The following is a 21,444-nucleotide window of genomic DNA, read 5'->3' as shown; positions in this document are numbered from 1 at the left end:
TATAAAAGGGAAGAAAACGAAAGGTTGGGTTCATGTTGCGGCGATTATTTTTTCTATTTATGATCATGACTTTATTTTTATTTGGCATCGGATGTCAACGTACAGAGTCAAACATAAAAGAAGAGGAGTCCTCACCGACACCGATTGAACAAGAAAATGACCAAGACACAAAGGAAACAGCGTGGACGTTTCCGTTAACAGGCATGCCAGCGAATGAAAAAACGATGCAACGAGCTGTGGCGGTGATGATTAATAACTATCCTGCCGCACGACCTCAATCGGGATTGCACAAAGCAGATATTGTATATGAAGTGCTTGCGGAAGGAGATATTACACGGCTGTTAGCCATTTATCAAAGCGAGCAACCTGATGTCATCGGCCCTGTTCGAAGCGCAAGAGACTACTTTATTCAACTAAGCAATGGCTTTCATGCTTTATATGTATGTCACGGATGGAGTCCAGAGGCACAGAAATTGTTAAAGTCTGGTGCGGCGGATTATGTAAATGGGCTGTTTTACGATGGCACGCTATTTTGGCGAGATCGCACACGAAAGGCACCACACAACTCATACATTTCCTTTGAAAATATTAAAAAAGGTGCCGAAAAAAACGGCTATGCGTTCGAAGAAGAAGTTAAACCGCTACCATTTTTCACAAACGATTTGACAAACGCTGTAAAAGCGACGAATATTGATGTGGTGTACTCTAAACGATCGTACGCTCACGTGCATTATGCGTACGACGGAACGAAATATGTTCGTTCGAGCGGTGGAAAGCCGACAGTTGACCGAGAAACGAATACACCGATTGCAGTAGAAAATGTGTTCGTGATTGAAGCGACGCATCAAATTATTGACGACTATGGTCGGAGAGATATTGACTTTACATCGGGTGGGAAAGGGTATTTATTTCAAGAAGGAACGATGCAGGAAGTGGAGTGGAAAAATATTGACGGACGCCTTCTCCCTTATAAAAATGGTGTTCCGCTCGGATTTACTCGAGGGAAAACGTGGATTCAAGTCGTTCCGAATCTCGAACAAGTACAATATGAATAGGGGGACGTATATGCAAATTAATAAATTGCGAGGCAGAGAGCTTGACCAATTATTTCGTGCCATTTTGTCATTGAAAGATTTAGAAGAATGTTATCGTTTTTTCGATGATTTATGTACGGTCAATGAAATACAAGCGCTTGCGCAACGTTTGGAAGTAGCTCGTATGTTGCGCGAAGGGTATACGTATCATAAAATTGAAACAGAAACAGGGGCAAGCACAGCGACTATTTCGCGCGTAAAACGTTGCTTAAACTACGGGAATGATGCGTATGCGATGGCACTCGATCGCATTTATAATGAACAACAAGAGGAGGCTGGCTCACAATGAGTCAGCTTCTTTTTACGATTTTTTGTTATGATTTTTGTTATAATGAGATGAGGTGAAAAAACATGAATGAGATAACAACATGGCGCCATGTGTTTAAATTAGATCCGAATAAAGAAATAACAGATGAACAATTAGAACAAGTATGCGAATCAGGGACGGATGCGATCATTGTTGGTGGAACAGACGGTGTGACGCTTGAAAACGTCATCGATTTGCTTGCGCGCGTGCGCCGTTTTTCTGTTCCATGTGCACTAGAAGTATCGAACATCGAGGCGATTACACCTGGATTTGACTATTATTTCATTCCAATGGTGCTAAATAGCCGTGATCTTACTTGGTTAATTGATTTGCATCACGAAGCGGTCAAACAGTTTGGTGATTTAATTAATTGGGAAGAACTTTTTGTTGAAGGGTATTGTATTTTAAATGACGAATGTAAAGCGGCATCATTAACGAGTGCACGAACGAATATAACAGAAGAAGATGTCATTGCATATGCTCGAATGGCAGAACATATGTATCATTTTCCAATTTTTTATATGGAATATAGCGGACGGTACGGAGATGTGACGCTTGTACAAAAAGTGAAACGGACGCTAGAACGCACCCGTTTGTTTTATGGTGGTGGCATTCATACACCTGAACAAGCGAAAGAAATGGCGATGTGGGCTGATACGGTCGTTGTAGGAAATGCAATTTATACAAATTTACAAATGGCGTTACAAACAGTCGAAGCGGTAAAAGGAAAATCGATATAAATGGAGAATAAAAAAGAGAACATATGTTTTGGTGGTGAAAAAAATGAGTATGTCAGCACATATGCTGTTGGAAGGATTAAATGAAAAACAAAAAGAGGCAGTGAAAACAACGGAAGGGCCGCTTTTAATTATGGCGGGGGCAGGAAGTGGAAAGACGCGCGTGTTAACGCATCGCATCGCTTATTTAATGGCGGAAAAAGACGTTGCTCCTTGGAACATTTTAGCGATCACATTTACAAACAAGGCAGCACGCGAAATGAAAGAACGTGTAGAACGCATCGTTGGAAAACAGGCGGAAGATATATGGATTTCTACGTTTCACTCGATGTGCGTCCGCATTTTGCGACGCGACATTGATCGGATCGGCATTCACGCTAACTTTTCCATTTTGGATCCAACCGATCAATTGTCTGTGCTAAAACATATTGTAAAAGATCGCAATATTGATCCGAAAAAATATGATCCACGTGCGCTTTTAGGTGCGATTAGTAGCGCGAAAAACGAATTGATGACGCCGGAAAAATATGCCGATCAAGCTGCAAGCCCATATGAACAGCTTGTTGCGGATGTGTATAAAGAATATCAAAAGCGATTGTTGCGCAATCATGCTCTTGATTTTGATGATTTAATTATGACGACGATTCAACTATTTCAACGTGTTCCGGAAGTGTTGGAGTATTATCAACGAAAGTTTCAATACATTCATGTTGATGAATATCAAGATACGAACCGCTCACAATATTTGCTTGTGAACATGCTTGCCAAACGATTTCAAAACTTATGTGTAGTTGGCGATTCTGATCAATCCATTTATCGTTGGCGCGGTGCCGATATTAGCAACATTTTATCGTTTGAAAAAGACTATCCGAACGCCAAAGTCATTTTGCTTGAACAAAATTACCGTTCGACGAAACGTATTTTACAAGCTGCCAACGCGGTTATTGAGCATAATACACAACGAAAACCGAAAAAGCTTTGGACGGAAAATAGCGAAGGACATGCCCTTGTGTATTACGAGGCGATGACGGAAGTAGATGAAGCGCAATTTGTCGTTGGGAAAATTAAAGAATATGTTGATGCAGGAAAACGAGCGTATAAAGATTTTGCTGTTTTATATCGAACGAATGCGCAATCGCGCGTGCTTGAAGAAATGTTATTAAAGGCGAATATCCCATATAAAATTGTTGGCGGTTTAAAATTCTATGACCGAAAAGAAATTAAAGATGTGTTAGCTTATTTACGCTTAATTGCGAATCCGAATGATGACATTAGTTTTACACGCATTATTAACGTTCCAAAGCGCGGCATTGGAGCATCGACAATTGATAAAATTGCAGCGTATGCTTCTAGTCAAGGAATATCGATGTTTGATGCGCTCGGTTCTATTGAAGAAATTGGAATTAGCGCTCGCATCGCTGCACCGCTCGTGCAGTTTCGCGAACAAATTCATCATTGGAGCCAAATGCAACATTATTTATCTGTCACAGAGCTTGTCGAAGATGTGCTCGATCGTTCCGGTTACCGCGATATGCTTCGCGAAGAAAAAACGTTAGAGGCACATAGTCGACTTGAAAACATTGACGAGTTTTTATCAGTTACTCAACATTTTGAACAAGTAAACGAAGATAAGTCGCTCGTTGCCTTCTTAACGGACTTAGCGCTTGTTGCAGATATCGATCAACTTGATAATGATAATGATGGACAAACAAATGATGCGGTTGTTTTAATGACACTTCATTCCGCAAAAGGATTAGAGTTTCCTGTCGTTTTTCTAGTCGGACTAGAAGAGGGGATCTTCCCGCATAACCGCTCATTAAACGATGAAGATGAAATGGAAGAGGAACGACGTTTAGCATATGTTGGCATTACGCGTGCGGAAGAAGAGCTCTTTTTAACGCGCGCGCATATGCGTACGTTATTTGGACAAACGCATGTTAACGCGCCGTCTCGTTTTATCGATGAAATTCCTGAAGAGCTCATTGAATATGCACATAAACGAGTGACAAAACAGCAAACATCCCAACGTTCATCTACCGTTTCGCAAGGAGGATGGCGCGTAGGCGATAAAGTGAGCCATAAAGTGTGGGGCATTGGAACAATCGTGCGCGTAAAAGAAAACGAGGGTGATCAAGAGATAGATGTTGCTTTTTCAAGCCCAATTGGCATTAAACGACTTTTGGCGAAATTTGCTCCGATTACGAAAGTGTAGAAAGGATGAAGAATGTGACACAACACGACGTTGAAAAGCAAATTGCTGAATTGCGCCAACAAATTGAGAAATATAACTATGAATATTACGTATTAGACAAACCTTCTATTTCTGATGCTGAATACGATGAATTAATGAGAAAATTGATGGAGTTAGAGGAGCAATATCCACAATATAAAACAACGGATTCTCCGTCGCAACGCGTTGGCGGAGCGCCGTTAGAGGGATTTGCCAAGGTGCTCCACCGCGTGCCGATGCTTAGTTTAAGCAACGCTTTTCATGAAGGAGATTTACGAGATTTTGACCGACGTGTACGCCAAGAAGTTGGTGACGTCCGTTACGTATGTGAATTAAAAATTGACGGTTTAGCCGTATCGCTCCGTTATGAAAATGGCTATTTCGTACAAGGAGCAACGCGCGGAGATGGGACGACAGGGGAAGATATTACGGAAAATTTAAAAACCATTCGCTCATTGCCGCTTCGATTGCGTAAACAAGTGACGATTGAAGTGCGTGGGGAAGCATATATGCCACGCCAATCATTTGAAAAGTTAAATGAAAAGCGCAAAATGAACGGAGAAGAATTGTTTGCTAATCCGCGCAATGCGGCAGCCGGATCGCTTCGTCAGCTTGATCCAAAAGTCGTCGCTTCCCGTCAGTTAGATATATTTGTATATCATGTCGTCAATGCAGAAGAGCTCGGATTCGTCTCCCATAGTGAGTCGCTTCATTATTTAGATGAGCTCGGATTTAAAACAAATCCGGCTCGGCAAGTATGCGAAACGATAGATGACGTATTGTCTTACATTGAACAGTGGCATGAACGACGCGCGTCATTGCCGTATGATATTGATGGAATCGTCATTAAAGTAGATGCGTTTGCGCAACAAAAGCAACTAGGAGCGACAGCGAAAAGTCCACGCTGGGCCATTGCTTATAAATTTCCGGCTGAAGAAGTTGTGACACAACTTGTTGATATTGAGCTAAGTGTCGGTCGAACAGGTGTGGTCACTCCGACAGCTATTTTACAGCCTGTGCGTGTGGCGGGCACGATTGTACAGCGTGCATCGCTGCATAATGAAGACTACATTCGTGAAAAAGATATTCGTCTTGGCGATTACGTCGTTATTAAAAAAGCGGGCGATATTATTCCAGAGGTTGTACGTTCATTGCCAGAGCGGCGAACAGGACAGGAGAAGCCTTTCGATATGCCGACGCATTGCCCAGCATGCGCAAGCGAACTCGTTCGTCTTGATGATGAAGTCGCGCTTCGCTGTGTCAATCCGCAATGTCCGGCACAAATTCGAGAGGGGCTTACTCATTTCGTTTCACGCCAAGCGATGAATATTGACGGATTAGGCGAAAAAGTGATCGCTCAACTATTTGAACACGGTCTCGTTCGTAGTGTGGCGGATTTGTATACGTTAACGAAAGACAAACTTGTCGCGTTAGAACGAATGGGAGAAAAATCAGCAACAAACTTACTGCAAGCGATTGAAACATCGAAACAAAATTCACTGGAGCGCTTATTGTTCGGGCTTGGTATTCGCCACGTTGGCGCAAAAGCGGCAAAAACGTTAGCGGAACATTTTGAAACGATGGAACGTCTTCAACAAGCGACGAAAGAAGAACTAACAGCCATTCATGAAATTGGTGAGAAAATGGCGGAATCGATTGTGACGTATTTTTCAAAAGAAGAAGTAAAGCAGTTGCTTGAACGCTTGCGGGCGTATGGTGTCAATATGACATATAAAGGTGCGAAACGGACAGCGGACATAAGCTCAACGTTTGCTGGGAAGACGTTTGTTTTAACAGGCACGTTACAATCGATGTCGCGGAGCGAAGCAAAAGAAAAAATTGAAGCACTAGGTGGAAAAGTGACAGGAAGTGTCAGTAAAAAAACAGACGTTGTCGTTGTAGGTGAAGATGCTGGATCAAAATTAGAAAAAGCGAAACAGCTTGGCATTACAATTTGGGATGAAGCGCGTTTTCTTCAAGAAATACAACAATAAAAGCAGGTGTGAACGATGAAAAGGCTGATGATATTGCTCACTTGTACGCTTCTTACTTTGTCAGCATGCGCGCCAAAATTTAATCAAGAAGAGCAAGTTGTGCAAGAAACAGATAATAAAAAACAAAAGGCGATTATTCCAAAGTACAACATTTCTAACTCGTATTATCGCACAATTTTACCGTTTCAACCCGGAGAGGCGCGGGGACTTGTCGTTGAAAATGTGAATACACGATTAGATATGGATGAATTTGAACTCGGTTTAATGCGCATTGCGCAAGAAAAGTTTTCTCCGTCACAATATTTATTTCAACAAGGACAATATTTAGATCGAAAAACGATTGAGTCGTGGCTTAAGCGAAAACAAGGAAATGGCGAAGGGTTGAATCCTGCGCTCGGAAATGAAGGGACAAATGAAGAAAAAAATAAAAAACATCCACTCTACATTTCACATATTTTAGAGCACAACTACTTAATAAAAACAGGGAACGATAAAGTGCAATTAGGTGGAGTCGTCATCGGGCTTGCGATGAATTCCGTCCATTACTATGAAACAGAAGAAGGGTATCCGCGCGAAGTAAAAATTTCAAAAAGCGATATGGAGAAGGAAGGGAAAAAAGCAGCAGAAGAAATCGTTTCTCGTTTACGTCAAATCGATGGATTAAGAGAAGTACCGATTGTTGTTGGCTTATTTGAACAACAACCGAAATCGTCCATTGTTCCAGGGCACTTTTTTGCGGTTGGTTATGTTGATAAAGGAAGTAACGCCATTCAAGATTGGGAAAAAATAAATGAAGAATATTACGTGTTTCCATCGGATGAAGCGGAAAAAAACCATCGCGATGATTTAGTCAAGTTTTTAAATTTGAAATCCGATATTGAAGAATTTTTTCCGAATTACACAGGGGTGATCGGTAGGGCATTTTACCGTGATGACCAACTACAACAATTGACAATCGACATTGTTATGCAGTTTTACGGAAAAACAGAAGTTATTGGATTTACGCAATACGTCACAGGTCTTCTCATGGAAAAAATGCCTGATTATATGCCGATTTCCGTTTACATTTCTTCGGTGCGCGGACCGGAAAGTATCATTATAAAAAGCCCAGACAAAAATGAACCGTTTGTTCACATCTACCAACCATAAAAAATTTGAATATGTATGCTCCATCCGTTAGAATGAAATTGTGTGTATGAAAACGCTTTTGTAATTTCAACAAAGGGGGCTTACATATGGTACAACCTTACAAACATGAACCATTTACAGACTTTACAATCGAAGCAAACAAAAAAGCGTTTGAAGAAGGATTGAAGACGGTACAAGCTTATCTCGGTCAAGATTATCCGCTTGTCATTGGCGGAGAACGAATCATGACGGAAGATAAGATTGTTTCCATTAATCCAGCGAATAAAACAGAAGTTGTCGGTCGCGTAGCGAAAGCGAATAAAGATTTAGCAGAAAAAGCGATGCAAACAGCCGATGCGGCATTTACATGGTGGAGCAAAACGAAGCCAGAAATGCGCGCAGATATTTTGTTCCGTGCGGCAGCGATTGTGCGTCGTCGCAAACATGAGTTTTCCGCATTGCTTGTGAAAGAAGCAGGAAAACCGTGGAAAGAAGCAGATGCAGATACTGCTGAAGCGATTGACTTTATGGAATATTATGCTCGCCAAATGTTGAAATTAAAAGACGGCATTCCTGTCGAAAGTCGTCCGGGAGAAACAAACCGTTTCTTCTACATTCCGCTTGGCGTTGGCGTTGTCATTTCACCGTGGAACTTCCCGTTTGCAATTATGGCGGGAACGACAGTTGCAGCGCTTGTGACAGGAAATACGGTGCTTTTAAAGCCAGCAAGTGCCACACCAGTCGTTGCTTATAAGTTCGTAGAAGTGTTAGAAGAAGCAGGCCTTCCAGCAGGCGTATTAAACTACATTCCGGGAAGCGGTGCGGAAGTAGGCGATTATTTAGTCGACCATCCGCGCACACGTTTTATTAGCTTCACAGGTTCACGCGATGTCGGCATTCGCATTTATGAGCGTGCCGCTAAAGTGCATCCAGGACAAATTTGGCTCAAGCGCGTCATTGCCGAAATGGGCGGAAAAGACACGATTGTTGTTGATAAAGAAGCAGACCTTGAATTAGCTGCACAATCAATTGTGGCATCGGCATTCGGTTTCTCAGGCCAAAAATGTTCAGCATGCTCGCGCGTTGTTGTGCTTGAAGACGTATACGATCAAGTATTAAACCGCGTTGTCGAGTTAACAAAGCAACTAAAAGTCGGCAATCCAGAAGAACAAAGCACGTTTATGGGACCGGTTATCGATCAATCGGCATATAACAAAATTATGGAATATATCGAAATTGGTAAACAAGAAGGCAAGCTTATGACAGGCGGCGAAGGAGACGACTCGAAAGGCTTCTTCATTCAGCCAACGGTGTTTGCAGATGTCGATCCGAAAGCGCGCATTATGCAAGAAGAAATTTTCGGACCAGTCGTTGCGTTTACGAAAGCAAAAGACTTCGATCAGGCGCTTGACATTGCAAACAACACAGAATACGGCTTAACAGGTGCGGTCATTTCAAACAACCGCTTCCATTTAGAAAAAGCGCGTGAGGAGTTCCATGTTGGCAACCTTTACTTTAACCGTGGTTGCACAGGAGCGATTGTCGGCTACCATCCGTTTGGTGGATTCAACATGTCTGGTACAGACTCGAAAGCAGGTGGCCCAGACTACTTACTTCTCCATATGCAAGCAAAAACAGTATCAGAAATGTTTTAATGGAAGGGACTTCAAAAAGTCAGTTACCTTGACTTTTTGGACAGCCCCTTTCGGGGAAAATCGAAAAAATACAAAAACAAGTGGAGAAAAACGAGCCGTTTTTCTCCACTTGTTTCATTTTTGGGACTTATCGGACAGCCTCTATTTGTGCTGGGTTGCTTTACTTACACACTAGCACTGGGGTGAATAGTTACGCTTTAGTTGGATACCACTAGATAAAAAATGTTGGTCTTTATTTGTTTGATTGAAAGATTTGTGAAAAAATGTCGAACGTTTAAGTCTCGAACATGCTTGACAGGTTTTTTTTTTTTTTTATAGTGGTATTAAAATGAATTATTATAAAAATATAGAAAGAGTGGTGTGTTTTTGTGAAAAAAGTTGTCTCCTTAACAATTACCGTTGTCCTATTGTTATTTATTGGTACTATTACTGATGGTTCTTCAGGAGATTATATTGAGGTTTATTCAATTGAAAAATCTGAGGATAGCCTGCGTTTAACGTGGAAGCAAATTGCTAAAGCTAAAAAATATGTTTTATATGATAATAGGGGAAAAGTTCTGTATGAAGGGAATGAAAGAGAGTTTATTCATAAAAAACTAACATCGGGTGAAATGTATGAGTATGTTTTGGCTGCATTTGATAAAGACGAGCAGTTATTGACCAAGATGAATGTTGTCACAAATACATTGCACCCTCTATCAAGTGATAGTGTGAAAGTAGATATGTTTTTTAATGAAAGAATGATAAAAATTGATTGGTCGGATATTCCAAATGTTCAAAGTTATACGGTTTATCGTGATGGAAAGCCAATGGTTGTTGTTTCACAAAGTGAGTTCAAAGACTTTAATGTATCATTTGGTCGGGAATACATGTATATCATTGAAGGTATAGAAACATTAGAAAAATTCGATAAAGAAAAAGACAAAGTAGTTGAAGACGAAAAAAATCATGTCATCTTAATACCTGCGAAGCAAGTAATTGATAAGCGTAACATGCGTTTTGAGGAATTCTCCCAGTCATTTTCAACACTTGCAGTTGAACCCGTAACTTCCTATCGCAATACAACATTTATTAAACCACCTAAAATATCCGCACCAGATGGTTACTGCTATGGGGGAGACAATCGTGACTTCTCTGCTTCTGCTAGCACTTATCGTACTCGAGTCGATCTCTCGATTTATTGGCAAGATAGGACTTATGGATTTTCAAAATACACAAGCGATTCTATTCGCTATAATAAAAATGATAATGGTACATGTGGTTCAACGGAATTGACAAGAAAAAATGCTGGGACATCAGGTATAACTGCTGTAAAGGAATGGATTACATCCAGTGAAGCACAATTTCAAATTTCCCATTCTGTTGGATTGCCGTTTTACATGGATGCCCCACCGAATATTGATTACAGCTATAGTTTAAATATTCAAAAAAGTGGAGTTACTTATATTAATGGTAGTCATGACCAGTATCCTTGGCATGAAATTTATAGATCCGATAATGGGGGAACGTGGAAAACTCTGTATCAATTTAATCCTGATGCTGCAGGTACAAATGTCAATTATTTATTTCCTTGGTATCCCAATAAGAAAATCGCAGTGAGTAAGTAATCTTATATTAAAAGGGGATAGTATAAGTGAAAAAATTTTTAGTAGAGGTTTTGCTGGCATTTGTCATGTTTGCACTTTCCATTTCGTTACTTAGCACTTTTTCTTTCTTTGTTGCCACTTTTCCATTTGTGATACTGGCTGTTCTGCTTATATGTGCAGTGACAGAAGCGTTTGTTTCTTTTTCTGATAAAAAATGGGGTTTCAAATGGGATTGGGTGGTTGTTTTGGGGATGGCAACGATTACGTCGCTTCCTTTTTACCCCTCTTTTGTATTTGTAGTCCCAATTTATATGGGGGCAGTGGGATATTATGCAGGGAGAAGACTGTGTTCCCGATTGCATTAGATGAAGGAAACAGCTTCTTGCCCCCGGGTTGTACTTGATATTTTAAGATAGGCGTGTACGGAATACATCCACAAAGATAGGCGTGTATGGAGAAACTATATACATCCACAGTATGTAACAAAGGCGATGTCAAAAGCGTTTTTCAGCGAATTATTTTAGACATTTTTGCAAGTGTTTTATTACCACTTTTGACTGAGAGAAGGGTAATAAAAAAGAAGCATATAAATCAAACTCCATAAGTAAAGAGGGAAAGATCATTTCCCTCTTTATGAAAACAACCGATTTCTCATTTTGAAAAGTTCTCGCTCAGTCATCGTTGTTTTGTGGACGGTGAAATCGACGTCAAGTTGGAGATTGTTGAGACGTTCGTTGAATTGTTCGTAGTGGGAGTCAATTTTTTCGTTTAGTGCGTGGATTTCTTGCTTCATTGCTGTCATTTCACCGCGCATATGATGCACGTCCATCGTTAAAGCTTCAAGCTTTGCGTCAGTTTCTTCTTGACGATGGAGAAGAGCGTTCATAAGATCGTAAAGCTCTTTTTGTCCATTTTTTAATGCTTGTTGCTCTTCGCGAATGAACTGTTGCTCTTTGCGGAATGCATTCATCTCTTCCCGCAAAGAGTTTATTTCTTCACGGAACGTTTTCTGCTCTTCTCGAATAGCCATTTGTTCTTCTCGAATAGCCATTTGTTCTTCGCGGATCGCTCGTTGCTCTTCGCGAACGTCTTGTAATTCTTTTTGGATGTCTGTGACGATGGATAAAATTTTCTCCAACACTTGTGCACTCATGTTCTCACCTCCTTTTATACACAATCATATTATAACATCATTCGACAAAAAGAGGGAGAAAAATCCCTCTATGCCTCCACATCAATAAATTGAAACGATGAAACGTCAAATAAGCCTTGGTCGGTTAATTTGAGTTCTGGAATGACAGGCAACGCTAAAAAGGCGAGCGTAATAAATGGATTAAAGTCGTTTGCTGCCCCAATCGCTATCAAGGCGCTGTGAATTGCTTGTAACCGTTCTAACACCTGCTCGTAACTTTTCGCTGTCATCAATCCACCGATTTCAAGCGGCAAGTCTGCTAAAACACGTCCGTTTTCGACGACGACAAGCCCGCCGTTGATCCTTTGTATATGTTCAATTGCAGTAATGATGTCGTCATCATTTGTTCCGGTAGCGATGATGTGATGTGAATCATGCGCAATGGATGAGGCGATTGCCCCTTTTTTCAATTGGAATCCGTTGACGATGCCAACACCGACTCCAAGCCCACGGTGACGTTCGACAACAACAAGTTTTAGTAAATCTTGCTCGAGTGACGGTTGGAAGACACCATGTTGGACGTTCACTTCTGTGATGAGCCGTTTTGTATGCAAATGATTTGGAACAATTTTAATGACATTTGCGCAATTTCCGCGTGTAAATGGAATTTGTACATCTTCTTTTGTTACTTTTTTTGTATGGACGGATTGTATAATTGTTTTGTCAACCGAAGTTGTTTTTGCTACGGAAAAGGTAGCGCATCCGTTTTCAGCAACAAGCGTCCCTTTTTTAAAGACATGTGTAATCGAAAACGACTGTAAATCATCCACAAGCAAAAAGTCGGCATCATACCCAGGAGCGATAGCGCCTTTCGTATATAGGCGATAACATTCTGCGGCGTTTAATGTCGCCATTTGAATCGCTGTTATCGGCTCTATACCAGCTTGAATCGCTAGGCGAATATGATGATCGATGCTCCCTTCGGTGACAAGCTCGTCAATATGCTTATCGTCTGTGCAAAATAAAAAGCGGCGTGCGTTATACGTATTGACTGCCGGGAGTAGTTTGTGCAAATCTTTTGCGACGGAGCCTTCCCGAATTAAAACGTACATGCCACGTCGCACGCGAGCGAGCGCCTCGTCTACCGTGACACACTCGTGATCGGTATGAACATTGGCGCTTCGGTACACGTTCACAGCTGTTTCATTAAGACCAGCTAAATGACCGTCAATTAGTTTATTTGCTTCTGTGGCAGCGGTTAGTTTAGCGAGCATATGTTGTTTTCCTTGCAAAAGCGACGGATAGTCCATCACTTCCGCAAGCCCAAGCACGCGCGGATGAGAAAAAAACGGTGCTAACTGTTCGGCATGAAGCGTTGCACCAGTGTGTTCAAAATCGGTTGCAGGCACGCACGACGGCAACATCACATATACATCAAGCGGAATGTCGTTCGAATCGTTTAGCATAAATTCAATGCCTTTTGTCCCCGCGACGTTCGCAATTTCGTGCGGATCGGTAATGACGGTTGTGACGCCGTGTGGAACGACGACGCGAGCAAATTCGCTCGGTGTAACCATGGATGATTCAATGTGGACGTGTCCGTCAATTAGCCCAGGGCAAACGTATTTCCCTTTGGCATCAATGACGGTGTGCCCATCATATGTACCGATACCGACAATTTTTCCATCGGCAATCGCCATATCTGCTTGCACGATTTCGTGTGTAAAGACGTTGACAATTTTTCCGTTTTTGACGACAACATCGGCTAATTGTTTTTTTGAAGCTACAGCAAGTTGTTTCATTGATGTTCCTCCTCTCCAACTCGATACGAGGAGCGATCCCCGTAGTCAAACGATTTCCGGTCGTTTGGTAGAAACTTTCGGACCATATTTCCGAAATTATACGAGTTGTTTTTTTGAAAATTTTTTTCATTCTACACTGACACTTTTTTTTCGTCAATGCTTGATTTATGTCGAATAAACGATAAAAAATGATATTGTTTCGTAAAAATGTTTTGTTATATAATTCTAATAAGTTTGAAAAGTAAAATACTTTTATTTAAGAAAGGAGATGAATGTTTTGGAGAATATTGTCGGTTTTCTAAATGAATTATTATGGAGTCCGGTCATGATTTATTTTTGTCTTGGTGTTGGTCTTTTATTTTCGATTATTACCCGCTTTTTACAAGTGCGCCATTTTAAAGACATGATTAAACTCATGTTTCAAGGGAAAAGCTCCGATGCAGGTGTTTCTTCGTTCCAAGCATTATCGATCGCCCTTTCCGGTCGGGTAGGAACAGGAAATATTGCTGGAACAGCGACAGCGATCGCTTTCGGTGGACCAGGTGCTGTATTTTGGATGTGGATGATTGCATTTATTGGTGCATCAAGTGCATTTATTGAGTCAACGTTAGCACAAATTTATAAAGTAAAGCAAGATGGGCAATATCGCGGTGGCCCTGCGTATTACATCGAAAAGGGGATCGGTTGGAAATGGTATGCAGTGCTATTTGCGATTTCGTCAATTATTGCAGTTGGATTGTTAATGCCGGGCATTCAATCGAACTCTATCGCGACGGGATTGAATAACGCTTTCGGCTTAAGTCCGACATGGACAGGTGTTTTGCTTGTTGCGTTGCTTGGTGCCATTATTTTTGGTGGGGTGAAGCGAATTGCAACCGTAGCGCAATATGTCGTTCCTTTTATGGCGCTTGCGTACATTTTACTTGCGCTCATCATTATGGCAGCAAATATTACACAGCTGCCAGCGGTATTTGCACTAATTGTAAAGAGTGCATTAGGGTTTGACTCCGCATTCGGCGGTATTTTAGGCATGGCGATTTCATGGGGAGTAAAACGGGGCATTTATTCAAATGAAGCTGGACAAGGAACTGGGGCACATGCAGCGGCCGCTGCTGAAGTATCCCATCCAGCGAAACAAGGGCTCGTTCAAGCGTTTTCTGTATATATCGATACACTGCTCGTTTGTTCAGCTACAGCGTTTATGATTTTATTTACGGGAATGTATAACACAGCGAATCCAAGCGGTGGATTTATTGTTGAAAACTTAAAAGGGGTAAACCCTGGCCCAGGTTATACACAAGCTGCGATTGAAACGATCTTCCCTGGCTTTGGAGCCGCTTTTGTTGCGATTGCGTTATTTTTCTTCGCATTTACAACGATCATGGCGTATTATTACATTGCCGAGACGAATGTCGCTTATTTAATGCGTGGGAAAAACGGAACGTGGTTAATGACGGGATTAAAAATAATGCTTTTAATCGCAACATTTTACGGGGCGGTAAAAACAGCAGACTTAGCATGGGCGCTCGGTGATGTCGGTCTTGGTATCATGGTTTGGCTAAACTTAATCGCCATTTTAATTTTGGCAAAACCAGCGTTACAAGCATTGAAAGATTATGAAGAACAAAAAGAACAAGGACTTGATCCTGTGTTTGATCCAACAAAACTAGGCATTAAAAACGCGGACTATTGGGTCAATGATTTTAAACGAGATGAAGAACGCGTGTCATAACGAGAGATGTCCAATCGGGCATCTCATTTTTTTGTTTATTCATGAGTAAACAAAATGAATGGCAAATGTTGCTTCACTGCGCGAAAGTTTGGTATCATCATAGTATTGTGAAAGGTCGATAATATCGGAGGTGAAACATATGTCACGAATTTCAATCGAGCAAGTCAAGCATGTGGCGCATTTGGCGCGCTTAGCGATTACAGAAGAGGAAGCAGCGATGTTTGCGAAGCAATTAGATGCGATTATTACGTTTGCCGAGCAGTTAAACGAGTTAGATACAGAAAACGTTCCGCCAACATCACACGTGCTGAATATGAAAAATGTGATGCGTGAAGATGTACCGACAGCTGGACTTCCGTTAGAAGACGTATTGAAAAATGCACCAGACCATCAAGACGGACAATTCCGAGTGCCAGCCATTTTAGAGTAAGGAGGGAAGAATATGTCATTGTTCGATTATCGTGTATCTGAATTGCACAATTTATTGCATAAAAAAGAGATTTCCGTTTCGGATTTAGTAGATGAATCGTTTAAACGTATTCATGAAGTAGAAGAAAAAGTACAAGCGTTTTTAACGTTGAACGAAGAACAAGCGCGTGCGAAAGCAAAAGAGTTAGATGAGAAACTTGCAACAGAAAAGGAATTTGGCTTACTTTTCGGGATGCCAATCGGCATTAAAGATAACATTGTGACAAAAGGGCTGCGCACAACGTGTGCGAGTAAAATTTTATACAACTTCGATCCGATTTATGATGCTACAGTCGTTGAACGTTTACATCAAGCTGATGCAGTAACGATCGGTAAGTTAAATATGGACGAGTTTGCGATGGGATCGTCGACAGAAAACTCTGGGTTTCAACTTACGCGCAATCCGTGGGATTTAGAGCGCGTGCCAGGCGGCTCTAGCGGCGGGTCGGCTGCGGCGGTAGCGGCGGGTGAAGTGCCGTTTGCGCTCGGATCAGATACAGGTGGTTCGATTCGCCAACCAGCTGCGTTTTGTGGCGTCGTCGGGTTAAAGCCGACATATGGTCGCGTATCGCGCTACGGCCTTGTCGCGTTTGCCTCTTCACTTGACCAAATCGGTCCGATTACACGTACGGTGGAAGATAATGCATATGTATTACAAGTCATTTCTGGTTTAGATCCGATGGATTCTACATCAGCCAATGTTGAAGTACCAGATTACGTTTCTGCCTTAACAGGGGACATTCAAGGGCTAAAAATTGCCGTACCGAAAGAATATGTAGGCGAAGGGGTATCAGAAGAAGTTCACCAATCCGTTTTCCAAGCGCTGAAAGTATTAGAAAGTCTCGGGGCAACATGGGAAGAAGTATCGCTTCCTCACTCCAAATACGCGCTTGCGACGTACTATTTATTAGCGTCTTCTGAAGCATCGGCAAACCTTGCGCGCTTTGACGGTGTTCGTTACGGCTATCGGACAGACAATGCGAAAAACTTAATGGAGATGTACAAGCAAACGCGCAGTGAAGGGTTCGGTAACGAAGTGAAACGCCGTATTATGCTTGGAACGTTCGCGTTAAGCTCCGGCTATTATGATGCATATTACAAAAAAGCTCAAAAAGTGCGTACGCTCATTAAACAAGATTTCGAAAACATTTTCGCAAAGTACGACGTCATTATTGGGCCAACAACGCCGACACCAGCGTTTAAAATCGGCGAGAAAACAAGCGATCCGTTAACGATGTACGCCAACGACATTTTAACAATTCCAGTCAACCTTGCCGGTGTTCCAGGCATCTCAGTGCCGTGCGGATTTGTCAACGGGTTGCCAGTCGGTCTACAAATTATCGGCAAGCATTTTGACGAAAGCACAATTTACCGCGTGGCGCATGCGTTCGAACAAGCAACAGATTACCATAAACAAAAACCAACGTTGTAAGGGGGGGAATAGTGATGAATTTTGAAATTGTCATCGGACTTGAAGTGCACGTCGAGCTGAAAACGAAATCGAAAATTTTCTCAAGCAGCCCAAATGCATTCGGAGCGCCCCCAAACACACAAACGAGCGTCATTGACTTAGGGTACCCAGGCGTCCTTCCGGTGCTAAACAAGCAAGCAGTTGAATTTGCGATGAAAGCCGCGATGGCATTAAACTGCGAAATCGCGACGGAAACGAAATTTGACCGGAAAAACTACTTTTATCCGGACAATCCGAAAGCGTACCAAATTTCACAATACGACCAACCGATTGGACAAAACGGCTGGATTGAAATTGAAGTGAACGGCAAAAAGAAAAAAATTGGCATTACGCGCATTCATTTAGAAGAAGATGCAGGAAAGCTGACGCATACAGGGGACGGTTATTCGTTAGTTGACTTTAACCGCCAAGGCACACCGCTCATTGAAATCGTATCAGAACCAGATATTCGTTCACCTGAAGAAGCGTATGCGTATTTAGAAAAATTAAAGTCGATTATTCAATATACGGGTGTATCCGATTGTAAAATGGAAGAAGGTTCGCTTCGTTGTGATGCGAACATTTCCCTTCGTCCGATCGGCTCAGACAAATTCGGCACAAAAACAGAATTGAAAAACTTAAACTCGTTTAACTTCGTTCGTCAAGGGCTTGAGTACGAGGCGAAACGTCAAGAGAAAATTTTGTTGTCTGGTGGCGTCATCCAACAAGAAACGCGCCGTTTCGATGAAGCGACGAAAACAACGATTTTAATGCGTACAAAAGAAGGTTCAGAAGACTATCGTTACTTCCCAGAGCCAGATTTAGTGATGCTTTATATTGACGATGAATGGAAAGAGCGTGTACGCGCATCGATTCCAGAGCTTCCAGATGCACGGAAAAAACGGTACATTGAGGAACTTGGTTTGCCAGAGTACGATGCGAAAGTGTTAACATTGACAAAAGAAATGGCAGATTTCTTTGAAGCAACGGTTGCAAATGGAGCGGATCCGAAGCTTGCATCGAACTGGCTGATGGTTGAAGTATCTGCCTATTTAAACGCAGAACAAAAAGAATTGCATGACATTGCGTTAACGCCAGAAAGTTTAGCAGGCATGATTAAACTCATTCAAAACGGTACGATTTCGTCAAAAATTGCGAAGAAAATCTTTAAAGAACTTGTTGAAAAAGGTGGCGATCCAGAGCAAATCGTCAAACAACAAGGGCTTGTGCAAATTTCTGACGAAGCAACGTTGCGCAAAATCGTATTGGAAGTGCTCGATGCGAATCCACAATCGATTGAAGACTTTAAAAACGGAAAAGACCGTGCGATCGGCTTCTTAGTCGGTCAAATTATGAAAGCAACAAAAGGACAAGCAAACCCACCTCTTGTGAATAAGCTATTGCTTGAAGAGATAAATAAACGATAATGAAAAAGCGGCGTTGTCCCTCGGACAATGCCGCTTTTCTTACAGATGAACAAGCTTTTGCAAGGTGCTTTCTACTTTAAATACACGATTGTTTAATACTTGGATGCTCGATTCGTGGTCAGTGAGGGCAGAGAGTACTTTCTCTTCGAGTATGTTGGTTGAGCGGGTGATGTTTCCTTGCATGTTGTGGACATCGAGTGCGAGTGCAGCGTATTTTGCGGCGAGCACCTCTTGACCGTGACGAACCGCTTCGCAAATCGCTTTCGTTTCGAGTGTCCGTTCGTCAAGCAGTTGTACTTTCTCATCGAGTGCTTGGATTTTTTCGTCAAGTGCTAGGACTTTGCCATCGAGCGTTTGAACTTTTTCGTCAAGTGCTTGAACTTGTTCGCGTAAGGAAGATACTTCTTTTTCAAGAGATTCCACCTTTTTCTCCACTGCTTCCACTCGTTTTTCTAGCGATTCGACTTTTTCTCGAGTTGCTTTTACTTCGTGAAGGATTTCATAAAGCAACTGTTCGACCATATCGTTCACCTCCTTTTCGTTTCCATTTTACACGAATCGACAGCGGATGACTAGCGAACACTTCATTTTTTCGTCAAGCTGCTTATAGAGAACATTTCCTAAACGATGTTTTAGTAGAGAACGGCTGGCGAATCGATGACAAGAAGTAGAAGAAAAAAGTAGTGATTGAAGCTAATTACTTTCACGCTGCATGACTTTATAGCTAGTAAAACAAGAAATGTTGTGGCGGAAAAACGGGAGACTAAAAGGTACTTTTGGAACGGTTAGAGAGATGAAGAAGAGTTGACAAACAGAGAAAAAGAGAATATGATGATTTTATCAAATGTTTAAACTTTTAAACAAAAGAAAGGAAGAGAGGAATGGGACAAAAGGCGATCGAGGTGTTTCGATCGTGCATACCGTTATTTCAAGCGTTAAGCGATCCTCACCGTCAAGATATTGTATTGTTGCTTGCAGAACACGATAAGCTGACAGTCAATGAAATTACAGAACGGTCAAGTTTATCTCGTCCAGCGATTTCGCATCATTTAAAAATTTTGCGGGATCAAGGACTAGTGTCAGTAGAACAAAAAGGGACATTACGATATTATGTGTTGTCAATTGAAAAGGCGGTTGAATTATTAAAAGAATTGATTCAAGCTGTAGAAAATGAGTGCCTTTAGATGACTAAAGGCCAACTTTTTCAATTTATATGTTTAAGTTTTTAAACACTTGAAAATGAGGTGTGATAAGGGGGAGAAACATGGAGCAGCTACTTCAAAAACAAAAGCATTATTTTCAAACAGGCGAAACGCTTTCTCTTGATTTTCGCTTAAAGCAATTAACACGTTTGAAAGAGACAATAAAAAAGTATGAACAGACGATCACCGACACGTTAAAAAAAGAGTTGCATAAATCCCCATTTGAAGCGTATACGACAGAAATCGGGATCGTGTATGAAGAGATTCGTTTTGTAATGAAACGTCTAAGCGATTGGATGAAGCCGCAACGTGTACCGACGCCATTGACACACTTTGGATCAAAAAGTTACATATATCCAGAGCCATACGGTGTCAGTTTAATTATTGCGCCATGGAATTATCCATTTCAGCTTGCGATCAGTCCGCTCATTGGAGCGATCGCCGCAGGAAATTGTGCGATTGTCAAGCCGTCTGAATATACACCTGAGACGTCGTCTTTGTTGAAAGCGATTGTTTCCGAGGCGTTTTCAGAGGAATATGTGGCTGTCGTAGAAGGGGGTGTAGACGTTAGTCAAAAGCTACTTGACTTGCCTTTTGACCATATTTTTTTCACAGGAAGCGTGTCCGTAGGGAAAATGGTAATGGCTGCTGCCGCAAAACATTTGACGCCTGTCACATTAGAACTTGGTGGGAAAAGTCCCGCGATCGTCGATGCTTCTGCCCATATCGACTTGGCTGCGAAGCGGATCGTATGGGGGAAGTTTTTAAATGCGGGACAAACGTGTATTGCACCTGATTATGTGTTCGTGCATGCGTCTGTTAAATCGCTGCTTATTGAGCGAATGAAGCAGTATATTGAGCAATTGTACGGTGATAAAAATACGTACAGTCGTATAGTAACGGTGCGACATACAGAACGGCTCGTTCGCTTCTTAGCAAACGGTACAGTTTTACACGGTGGAACATACGACATCGAGCAACGTTGGATTGAACCGACATTGCTTGACGATATAACATGGGATGATGCTGTGATGCAAGAAGAAATTTTCGGCCCTATCTTGCCCATTCTTACGTTTGAAACGATTGATGAAGCAATTCAAATGATCAACGACTACGAAAAACCGCTTGCGCTTTATTTGTTCACCGAAGATCGTGACGTACAACAACAAATATTACAGCAAGTTCATTTCGGCGGGGGATGTATAAACGATACGGTTGTACATGTTGCTAATCCTCATTTGCCGTTTGGTGGGGTCGGACAAAGCGGCATCGGTGCATATCATGGAAAAGCAAGCTTTGATGCGTTCACCCACTACAAAAGCGTATTAAAACAAACAACGAAATTCGATATCCCGTTGCGCTATCCAAACTTTCCAAATGCGCTCAAGTGGGTACGAAAGCTGCTGAAATAAAAAAGTGTTCCTAAAGAGGCACTTTTTGTTCTGAAGATAAATTTGAACAAATTTCGAAAAAAATTTAACGAAAATGTGACAAGATTTC

General features: G+C 41.7%; 18 protein-coding genes and 1 riboswitch. Of the genes, 15 read left to right on the top strand and 3 right to left on the bottom strand.

The genetic code is table 11. The annotated features are described in order from the left end of the window. Positions 1-32: 32 nt before the first annotated feature. From K1I43_RS11690 to K1I43_RS11650, 9 genes are all read left to right on the top strand, one after another. Entirely contained in the window at positions 33-1,055 is a 1,023-nt protein-coding gene (locus K1I43_RS11690; protein WP_035063793.1) for a DUF3048 domain-containing protein, read from the top strand. 10 nt (positions 1,056-1,065) lie between these two features. Next, complete coding sequence (locus K1I43_RS11685; protein ID WP_006323616.1) at positions 1,066-1,383, top strand: YerC/YecD family TrpR-related protein; 318 nt, start codon at positions 1,066-1,068, stop codon at positions 1,381-1,383. A gap of 62 nt (positions 1,384-1,445) precedes the next feature. Beyond that, a complete protein-coding gene (pcrB, locus tag K1I43_RS11680) occupies positions 1,446-2,141 on the top strand; it encodes a heptaprenylglyceryl phosphate synthase (protein WP_009360727.1) in 696 nt (231 codons plus the stop codon). A 43-nt stretch (positions 2,142-2,184) separates the two neighbouring features. Continuing rightward, positions 2,185-4,350 carry a DNA helicase PcrA gene (gene pcrA / locus K1I43_RS11675; protein ID WP_136260232.1) on the top strand — a complete coding sequence of 722 codons (2,166 nt, stop codon included), beginning with the start codon at positions 2,185-2,187 and terminating at the stop codon, positions 4,348-4,350. 5 nt (positions 4,351-4,355) lie between these two features. Continuing rightward, positions 4,356-6,362: an NAD-dependent DNA ligase LigA gene (ligA, locus tag K1I43_RS11670; RefSeq protein WP_026011763.1), complete on the top strand. Its 2,007-nt coding sequence runs from the start codon at positions 4,356-4,358 to the stop codon at positions 6,360-6,362. A gap of 15 nt (positions 6,363-6,377) precedes the next feature. Further along, positions 6,378-7,511 carry a CamS family sex pheromone protein gene (locus tag K1I43_RS11665; RefSeq protein WP_009360724.1) on the top strand — a complete coding sequence of 378 codons (1,134 nt, stop codon included), beginning with the start codon at positions 6,378-6,380 and terminating at the stop codon, positions 7,509-7,511. An 86-nt stretch (positions 7,512-7,597) separates the two neighbouring features. Next, on the top strand, positions 7,598-9,145 hold the full coding sequence (gene pruA / locus K1I43_RS11660) for an L-glutamate gamma-semialdehyde dehydrogenase (protein WP_019418092.1): 1,548 nt from the start codon (positions 7,598-7,600) through the stop codon (positions 9,143-9,145). A gap of 368 nt (positions 9,146-9,513) precedes the next feature. Continuing rightward, entirely contained in the window at positions 9,514-10,752 is a 1,239-nt protein-coding gene (locus K1I43_RS11655) for a DUF3238 domain-containing protein (protein WP_019418091.1), read from the top strand. Between the two features lie 26 nt (positions 10,753-10,778). Continuing rightward, positions 10,779-11,096, top strand: coding sequence for a hypothetical protein (locus K1I43_RS11650; RefSeq protein WP_019418090.1), 318 nt, complete (start codon positions 10,779-10,781; stop codon positions 11,094-11,096). 266 nt (positions 11,097-11,362) lie between these two features. On the opposite strand, the gene K1I43_RS11645 is transcribed toward K1I43_RS11650, so the two are convergent. Together K1I43_RS11645 and ade are read right to left on the bottom strand one after the other, a co-directional pair. Next, the gene (locus K1I43_RS11645) at positions 11,363-11,884 is read right to left on the bottom strand and encodes a hypothetical protein (protein WP_026011762.1); all 522 of its coding nucleotides are present in this window, start codon (positions 11,882-11,884) and stop codon (positions 11,363-11,365) included. A 68-nt stretch (positions 11,885-11,952) separates the two neighbouring features. Beyond that, the gene (gene ade, locus K1I43_RS11640) at positions 11,953-13,665 is read right to left on the bottom strand and encodes an adenine deaminase (protein WP_019418088.1); all 1,713 of its coding nucleotides are present in this window, start codon (positions 13,663-13,665) and stop codon (positions 11,953-11,955) included. Between the two features lie 22 nt (positions 13,666-13,687). Further along, positions 13,688-13,789, bottom strand: a riboswitch (purine riboswitch). Between the two features lie 153 nt (positions 13,790-13,942). Here ade and K1I43_RS11635 point away from each other — a divergent pair. From K1I43_RS11635 to gatB, 4 genes are all read left to right on the top strand, one after another. After that, positions 13,943-15,397: an alanine/glycine:cation symporter family protein gene (locus K1I43_RS11635; protein WP_009360720.1), complete on the top strand. Its 1,455-nt coding sequence runs from the start codon at positions 13,943-13,945 to the stop codon at positions 15,395-15,397. A gap of 139 nt (positions 15,398-15,536) precedes the next feature. Next, on the top strand, positions 15,537-15,827 hold the full coding sequence (gene gatC / locus K1I43_RS11630) for an Asp-tRNA(Asn)/Glu-tRNA(Gln) amidotransferase subunit GatC (RefSeq protein WP_009360719.1): 291 nt from the start codon (positions 15,537-15,539) through the stop codon (positions 15,825-15,827). A gap of 12 nt (positions 15,828-15,839) precedes the next feature. Continuing rightward, positions 15,840-17,297 carry an Asp-tRNA(Asn)/Glu-tRNA(Gln) amidotransferase subunit GatA gene (gene gatA, locus K1I43_RS11625; RefSeq protein ID WP_019418085.1) on the top strand — a complete coding sequence of 486 codons (1,458 nt, stop codon included), beginning with the start codon at positions 15,840-15,842 and terminating at the stop codon, positions 17,295-17,297. Positions 17,298-17,311: 14 nt separating this feature from the next. Further along, positions 17,312-18,742, top strand: coding sequence for an Asp-tRNA(Asn)/Glu-tRNA(Gln) amidotransferase subunit GatB (gene gatB / locus K1I43_RS11620; RefSeq protein ID WP_026011761.1), 1,431 nt, complete (start codon positions 17,312-17,314; stop codon positions 18,740-18,742). Positions 18,743-18,781: 39 nt separating this feature from the next. Here the strand turns inward: gatB and K1I43_RS11615 are convergent, their stop codons facing one another. Then, a complete protein-coding gene (locus K1I43_RS11615) occupies positions 18,782-19,264 on the bottom strand; it encodes a DUF2730 family protein (protein ID WP_019418083.1) in 483 nt (160 codons plus the stop codon). A 359-nt stretch (positions 19,265-19,623) separates the two neighbouring features. Here K1I43_RS11615 and K1I43_RS11610 point away from each other — a divergent pair, with 359 nt between their 5' ends. Together K1I43_RS11610 and K1I43_RS11605 are read left to right on the top strand one after the other, a co-directional pair. After that, positions 19,624-19,926, top strand: coding sequence for an ArsR/SmtB family transcription factor (locus tag K1I43_RS11610; RefSeq protein WP_009360715.1), 303 nt, complete (start codon positions 19,624-19,626; stop codon positions 19,924-19,926). 80 nt (positions 19,927-20,006) lie between these two features. Continuing rightward, positions 20,007-21,356 (top strand): aldehyde dehydrogenase, encoded by a 1,350-nt coding sequence (locus K1I43_RS11605; protein ID WP_019418082.1) that lies wholly within the window; start codon positions 20,007-20,009, stop codon positions 21,354-21,356. Positions 21,357-21,444: the final 88 nt, after the last annotated feature.

It is taken from the genome of Anoxybacillus sp. ST70 (assembly GCF_019553625.1).
Taxonomy (GTDB): domain Bacteria; phylum Bacillota; class Bacilli; order Bacillales; family Anoxybacillaceae; genus Anoxybacillus; species Anoxybacillus gonensis.
The sequence above is the reverse complement of the archived record's forward strand: the minus strand, read 5'-3'. Positions and strand labels throughout refer to the sequence as shown.